Source organism: candidate division TA06 bacterium, from assembly GCA_004376575.1.
GTDB lineage: Bacteria > Hydrothermota > DG-26 > E44-bin18 > E44-bin18 > E44-bin18.
This window is the reverse complement of record SOJN01000090.1, coordinates 1-6868: the sequence shown is the minus strand read 5'-3', so window position 1 is coordinate 6868 and position 6868 is coordinate 1. Positions and strand designations below refer to the sequence as shown.

Here is a 6868-nt window from a genome sequence, read left to right as displayed (position 1 = left end):
TTCCCGCCTAAATAGCTTGACACACGGTCCCGTCCGTGGTAATGGTTTACTCAAAGGGGGATCGATGAAAAGAGTTGTTTCACTGTGGGTTGCCGTTGGGGCAGCCATTCTTTTCGTAATCATTGTAGGCATCTTGTTGTCCGTCTATTCTGATGTCCTCTGGTTCAATGCCCTTGGATATGTTTCTGTTTACTGGATAACACTCCGAGCGAAGGTTTTTGCCTTCTTCATATTCTCTATTATTTTCTTCTTCCTGTCGTGGACGAATGTCCGCGCAGCATACAGGTTGTCTCCAAAGCCTGAGGAGACGGGTTTCTTTGAAGACTTGAATGTTCTCGAAATGGTAACAAGGTCGCGGCTCCAGAGAATTGGGTGGACAGTGGGCCTCATATTTCTAAGTATGATTGTGGGGGGAGTTGCAGTTTCGAAGTGGGATTTGATTCTGAGGTTTCTGAACCGCATTCCTTTTGGTTATGGCGAGCCGATATTTGGCCGGGACGTTGGGTTCTATATTTTCACTCTGCCGTTTCTCAAATTCGTACAGCAGTGGTTTCTTAACTCTCTGTTATTTGCACTGATTATCAGTGCCATTGTCTACGCGCAGGAAAAAGCGATAATGGTGCTTAGCAGCCAGGTGAGGGTGTCTAAGGCGACAAGGTCGCATCTTTCCTTTGTTGGTGGGCTAGTCTTTCTTTTCATCGCATGGGGTATTCGGCTAAGAATATTCGATCTACTCTATTCTACCAGGGGTGTGGTGAATGGTACAGGCTACGCTGACCAGCACGCTCAGATTCCTGCCTACTGGATCATAACCATATCTGCGGTCCTCTGCTCGGTTGCTCTCTTCGTTAACGTCAAGAAAAGGAGCTGGCAAATTCCGCTATGGTCTATTGGCGGACTCATTGCCATTTCTGTAGTCGCCGGGGCGATCTATCCGGGAATCATTCAGCAGATGGTTGTCAAGCCGAACGAGATTACAAAAGAGAGGCCATATATACTTAACAACATAAGTGCGACAATAGAGGCGTTCGGGCTGAGCAATGTTGACGTAGTTCCATTTGATGTTTCCGAAGACCTGACATACGGGGATGTGGTAAAGAACGTGGGGACTATCTCGAACATAAAACTGTGGGATCCCAGACCTCTTAAACAGACCTACAAACAGATTCAGGAGATGAGACTGTATTATGATTTTGTGTCTGTGGATGAGGATAGGTATATGGTGGGTGGAAAATATACTCACGTGATGCTTTCTCCCAGAGAACTTTCCACACGCAAACTTTCCGGACAGGCTCAGACCTGGGTCAATATACATCTTAAGTACACTCACGGCTATGGGCTTTGCATGAGTCCGGTTGCCAATCTGACGGAAGAAGGCCTTCCAGTGCTGCTGGTGAAGGATCTTCCTCCTGAGTCCTATCCCGGCCTGGAGATGGAGAGACCCGAGATTTACTATGGCGAAGAGACACGGGACTATTGCATTGTGGCAACGAGCGAAGAGGAATTTGACTATCCTTCTGGTGATGAGAACGTCTATGTCACCTACAAAGGGGATGGGGGAGTTCCCTTAGGTTCTGGTCTCAGGAGGCTGGCCTACGCGTGGAGGTTCAGAGATTTGAAGATTCTGCTCACAGGATATATAACCGTGGATAGCAGAATCATGTTGCATCGGCTGATAACGGAACGGACCCGTACCGTTGCCCCCTTCCTGTACTATGATAGAGATCCGTACATGGTTCTAGCGAACGGAAGACTGTTCTGGATAATAGATGCATATACAATTACAGACATGTACCCTTACTCTGAGCTCTTTGGGGGCGGATTGAAGGGTCTGAATTACATCAGGAATTCAGTAAAGCTGGTTATAGATGCTTACAACGGCGATATCGACTACTACGTTGTCGACGAGTCTGATCCTATTGTGAGAGTATATATGAGGATCTTCCCGGAGCTCTTCAGGCCCTTCGGGGAGATGTCACCTGACATTAAGGCACACATCAGATATCCCAGAGATCTTTTTTCCATTCAAGTTCAGGTTTACTCCAAGTACCATATGAAAGATCCACAGGTGTTTTACAATCAGGAGGACCTCTGGGCGCTCCCGCATCAAACCTATGAAGGCAACGAAATAGTCATGAGACCATACTACGTAACAATGAAGCTTCCGCAGAAAGAGAAAGCGGAATTTCGATTGATGGTTCCGGTTACGCCTGCGAACAGATCCAACATGATAGCTTGGCTGTCAGCGACATGTGATTTCCCGGATTACGGTAAATTGATGGTTTACCAATTTCCCAAGAAGAAGCTGATATTCGGTCCAATGCAGATAGAGGCGCGCATAGATCAGGATCCTGACATAAGTAGAGAGCTCACACTGTGGGGTCAAAAAGGTTCAAGGGTAATAAGAGGTGATCTGCTGGTCATTCCGATTCATGAATCTATCGCCTACTTTGAACCGGTGTTCCTCCAGGCGACAAAAGGTCAACTGCCGCAGTTGAAAAGGGTGATTGCTGTCCACGGAAACAGGATAGTCATGGAGCCCACAATGAGCCGGGCACTTGCGCGGGCATTCGGTGAGAAGATTGCTGCAAGACCAGAAAAGAGAGAGGGGAGGAAGGTCAGCCTCAAGACTTTGACTGGTGATGCTCTGAGGGTTTTCAGAAGCGCAAAAAAGAGTCTGTCTGAGTGGCGATGGGAAGAGTTCGGTCGGCAAATGGGAAGGCTGGAAGAGGTCCTGGAGGAGATCGAAAAAACCGAAAATCGAAAATAAGACCACTAACCACGAGATTCTAGAACCCGAAGATCGAAAATAACACCCTAAGACGGTAGGATCCGGACCAGAAAATAATCTTGTGGAAATCTTGTGGTAATCTGTGGTTAAAAGGGTTAGGGTTGACGGAAAATATGTTGACACCCAACATGGCAGTTGGTAATATCTCCGAGTGTGAAAACGCGTGGCGGTATAGCCAAGTGGTAAGGCGACGGTCTGCAAAACCGTTATTCTCCGGTTCGAATCCGGATGCCGCCTGAAAAGCAGGGAAGAAGGAGTCATGGAGAGCGCAGACTGTGCTAATGCCCCGGCGACTGCGGCATCCAGAAAGTTGACCCTCGCCCTGCTTATTTTTTTGGAATCGTTCTAGAGTATCTGCTACGCCGGGGTGGCGAAATGGCAGACGCAGCGGACTTAAAATCCGCTGTCCCTCCGGGGACGTGTCGGTTCGACTCCGACTCCCGGCAGACTTATAGAAGAAAGCCGGAGACCGGCCGATGAAGAAACTGGAAGTGTCGTTCGATCAAAAACAGGTAGGAGCCTTCGGCTATGTCACCTCCCTTAACGCTTACGTCGACTTCGTGGGCGATGATCTCTTTGATGCACTGGAGAGCAGAAAGGAGCAGTATGGAGGATTTCTTGATGGTGTATGCGGAGACGCCTTCAGATTCTTTTACAGCCGGGAAGACAGGATGGGATCTGCCTTTGTCTATCCACACAATCCTCTGAGAGTAATTGCAGGTTCCCTCGCATACAAGCATGAGTACACCTACGATGATGAGGAAGATAGCATAGTCAGGATAAAGAAGTATATCGAGGACGGAAAGCCGGTTCTCATGCCTCTTGTTCTTCCTCCTCCTGAGTGGGCTCTCGTCATAGGCTATGATGATGTTAGATTCTACCTGCACACATTCACTGGGCCCAGACAGATGACACGAGAGCAATTCACCGAGGCCTCAGGGAAACCGTGGTGGCAACCCACTCTTGACAAAGAAAAACCGAGTGGTTCTAACCCGATGTTCATACTGATAGAGCGCATGGTCAGAGCTGATTTACAGAAGATCATCATAGATGCCCTGAAACTGGGCATTGAATTGACTACTACACAGGAGATTGAATACGACGGGAAAAGATACATTGGAGGTGTAGCAGCTCTTCAGGAAAGAGCTAACGATCTGGCAGAGGATAGGGATTACGCCAATCTAGAAGATAAGACGTTGATATCTTGGCATTTCTTCCCTTTTCTATACTACCAACTCTCGAGGTGGTCTCGCGCCTCGTTCCTGAACATTGCTGCCAGGCACTTCACCGGAGCTGACCGTGAAAAGATCGAGAGTGCTATGCACCAGACTGAAAAAATAAGCAAACTGACCAGGGCATATAGAGAAACACTGTCTGTTCCGTGGCCTAAGTCGCCACCGGACTCTCAGGAGATATTACTTACCAAGATAAAAGAGAACGAGAGGAGGAAAAAAGGAATACGGTTGCTCAGGCAGATGGCAGATGCCGAAAAAGCAACTGTGGAAGAGCTGCAGAAGCTGGTGGGGTGATTGGTGGTATCATGAGAAGCCGCAGGAGTGAGAACAGAAATCAGTTGAACCTGTTCGACGGGGCTCAGCAGACTTCCATTCAGAAGGAAATAGTCGTTCTGGACAGAGAGATGGCCAGTGCGGTCGAGCAAGGTGAGTACGAAAGGGCGAAAGTTCTTGCTGAGAAACAGGAAAAGCTGCTGGGCGCCCTGATGAAGGGTTGAAGAAGACCTGCGTATTCGAGACGCTTTGCAGTCTCAATCGAGACGGCAGGTCTCTGATTGTCCTTGTTCGCTAAATTCATGGCGTGGCCGGGCTACAATTGAGGTAGCCCTTTTTGATTGGTTATGAGCATAGGTGAGACCATAAGGAAGAAAAGAGACGGACTGAGACTTGATGCTCAAGAGATAAGGGATTTTGTCATATCTTATGCAAAAGGAGAGATCCCCGACTACATTGCATCTGCCTTTTTGATGGCTGTGTTCATAAGAGGTATGGACGATGAAGAAACACTGTGGCTAACAAGCGCAATGATGGAGTCCGGAGAGACACTTGACCTGAGCTCCATTGAAGGTTTTAAGATTGATAAGCATTCGACTGGTGGTGTGGGCGACAAGGTGAGCATAATCCTTTTGCCTTTAGTTGCTGCGTGCGGCCTGAAGATCCCCATGATTTCCGGTAGAGGGCTGGGTCATACAGGAGGTACCATAGATAAGCTCGAGGCCATTCCGGGTTTCAGAACACGACTTTCGGTAGAGGAGTTTGTGAAGAATGTGGATGAGATAGGTGCAGCCGTCATGGTGCAGAGCGAGAGGCTTGTACCGGCCGACATGAAACTATACGCAATGAGGGATGTCACTGGTACCGTGGAATCCATCCCTCTTATTGCATCGAGCATAATGTCGAAGAAGATTGCAGAAGGGATAGATGGTCTTGTCCTGGACATCAAGGTCGGAAGCGGCGCCTTCATGAAGAGCGATCACGAAGCAGAGGTGCTTGCAGAGGCTATGATAGATATCGGTAAGAAGATGGGGAAGAGGGTTACCGCAGTTCTTACCGATATGAACCAGCCGCTGGGCAGAGCAGTGGGGAATGCGGTTGAAATGGAAGAGGCTATTGCTGCGCTAAAAGGAAATGGCCCGGCAGACCTCATGGAGGTTGTGTATCTTCTGGGAGAACAGATGCTCTTGTTAGCACAGGTAGCAAAGACCCCTGAAGCGGCAAGAAAGACCCTGGATAGGTGTCTGTCCTCTCATCAAGCACTTGAGAAGTTCAGGGAAATTGTGGAGAGACAAGGAGGTGATGTGAACTGCATTGATGACACGAATCTATTGGGAGTGGCTAGAGGAAAGACTCCCGTTACGAGTCAACAGAATGGATACATTCAGGGAATTGATACATACGCTATTGGCTCAGCATGTGTCGAGCTTGGTGGGGGAAGAAAGACAATCGATCAGGAGGTTGATCGATCTCTTGGTCTTGTTCTGAACAAGAAGATAGGCGATGCTGTAGAGGAGGGCGAAACGCTTCTTTCAATTCTCTGCAATGATGTTTCAGAAGTAGAAAGGATCTCTCCGCTTCTTGAGCGAACATACACAATTGGGAGGCGTAAGGTGAAACCTCCCAGTCTGAAACACAAACTGATTTCTTGATTGAATCCCTGCTTTTACTCCCTCAATAGTTCCAGCATTTCCCGTACGGCCTTATCTATGCCAACGAAGACTGCTCTTGACACTATGGAGTGGCCGATGTTGAGCTCTTCGATTTCCGGGATGTTCACTATTTCAATCACATTCCTGTAGTCAAGACCATGACCCGCGTGAACCTCAAGGCCCAGGCTTGTGGCGAGAGAGGCACCAGTGGCCACCCTCTCGAGCTCACTCTTGATCTTCCCTTTCGTTTTCGCTTCTGCGTACTGGCCGGTGTTTATCTCTATTGCGTGAACACCGAGTGACTTGCCCATTTCAATCTGTTGGTCGTCAGGTTCTACGAAGACTGTCACACGAATGCCAGCCTCTCTCAACTGGGGAAGAATGGCCTTCACATCCTTCGTAGCCTTGCTCAGATCAAGACCACCTTCTGTTGTGACCTCCTCGGGTTTTTCTGGAACCAAACACACGGAATTGGGTTTTATCTCCACGGCAATGTTTCTCATCGCGTCTGTGGCGGCCATTTCCAGGTTGAGCTTAGTGCGGATAACCTTGCGGAGTACTCTGAGATCCCGTTCCTGTATGTGTCGCCTGTCTCCCCGCAAATGGATGGTTATCTGGTCCACACCAGCAAGTTCAGCAAAAATGGCTGCAGCTACGGGATCAGGCTCGGTAGCTCTCCTCGCCTCTCGTATCGTGGCGACATGGTCTATGTTTAGTCCTAGACGAACCATCTATCAAGGATTCTACAATTCCTGACCTGCGCGGTCAAGCGGAAAACGGACATCCTTGAAACAACACTCAAATCAAAATGTTGGGGGGCTGTCCCCACTCCGCCCTCTTCACCGCCACTCCCCGTTCAATTCCTCCTCCCACGCGCCCATCCCCGGTTCAATATGGTTCAATATTGAACAATCTTG

5 protein-coding genes and 2 tRNA genes are annotated in these 6868 nt (G+C 48.7%); 6 read left to right on the top strand and 1 reads right to left on the bottom strand.

Annotated features, from left to right (window positions below; genetic code table 11):
* The first annotated feature begins 64 nt into the window (after window positions 1-64).
* From E3J62_08055 to E3J62_08030, 6 genes are all read left to right on the top strand, one after another.
* Window positions 65-2770 carry a UPF0182 family protein gene (locus tag E3J62_08055; GenBank protein ID TET45236.1) on the top strand — a complete coding sequence of 902 codons (2706 nt, stop codon included), beginning with the start codon at window positions 65-67 and terminating at the stop codon, window positions 2768-2770.
* A 186-nt stretch (window positions 2771-2956) separates the two neighbouring features.
* Window positions 2957-3028 (top strand) — tRNA-Cys (locus E3J62_08050).
* A gap of 124 nt (window positions 3029-3152) precedes the next feature.
* Window positions 3153-3237: transfer RNA gene (locus E3J62_08045), tRNA-Leu, on the top strand.
* A 30-nt stretch (window positions 3238-3267) separates the two neighbouring features.
* Window positions 3268-4320, top strand: a complete 1053-nt coding sequence (locus E3J62_08040; GenBank protein TET45235.1) for a hypothetical protein — start codon at window positions 3268-3270, stop codon at window positions 4318-4320.
* 11 nt (window positions 4321-4331) lie between these two features.
* Window positions 4332-4523 (top strand): hypothetical protein, encoded by a 192-nt coding sequence (locus E3J62_08035; protein ID TET45234.1) that lies wholly within the window; start codon window positions 4332-4334, stop codon window positions 4521-4523.
* A 123-nt stretch (window positions 4524-4646) separates the two neighbouring features.
* The gene (locus E3J62_08030) at window positions 4647-5951 is read left to right on the top strand and encodes a thymidine phosphorylase (GenBank protein TET45233.1); all 1305 of its coding nucleotides are present in this window, start codon (window positions 4647-4649) and stop codon (window positions 5949-5951) included.
* A gap of 14 nt (window positions 5952-5965) precedes the next feature.
* On the opposite strand, the gene E3J62_08025 is transcribed toward E3J62_08030, so the two are convergent.
* Window positions 5966-6682: a pyridoxine 5'-phosphate synthase gene (locus E3J62_08025; protein ID TET45232.1), complete on the bottom strand. Its 717-nt coding sequence runs from the start codon at window positions 6680-6682 to the stop codon at window positions 5966-5968.
* Between the last annotated feature and the right edge of the window lie 186 nt (window positions 6683-6868).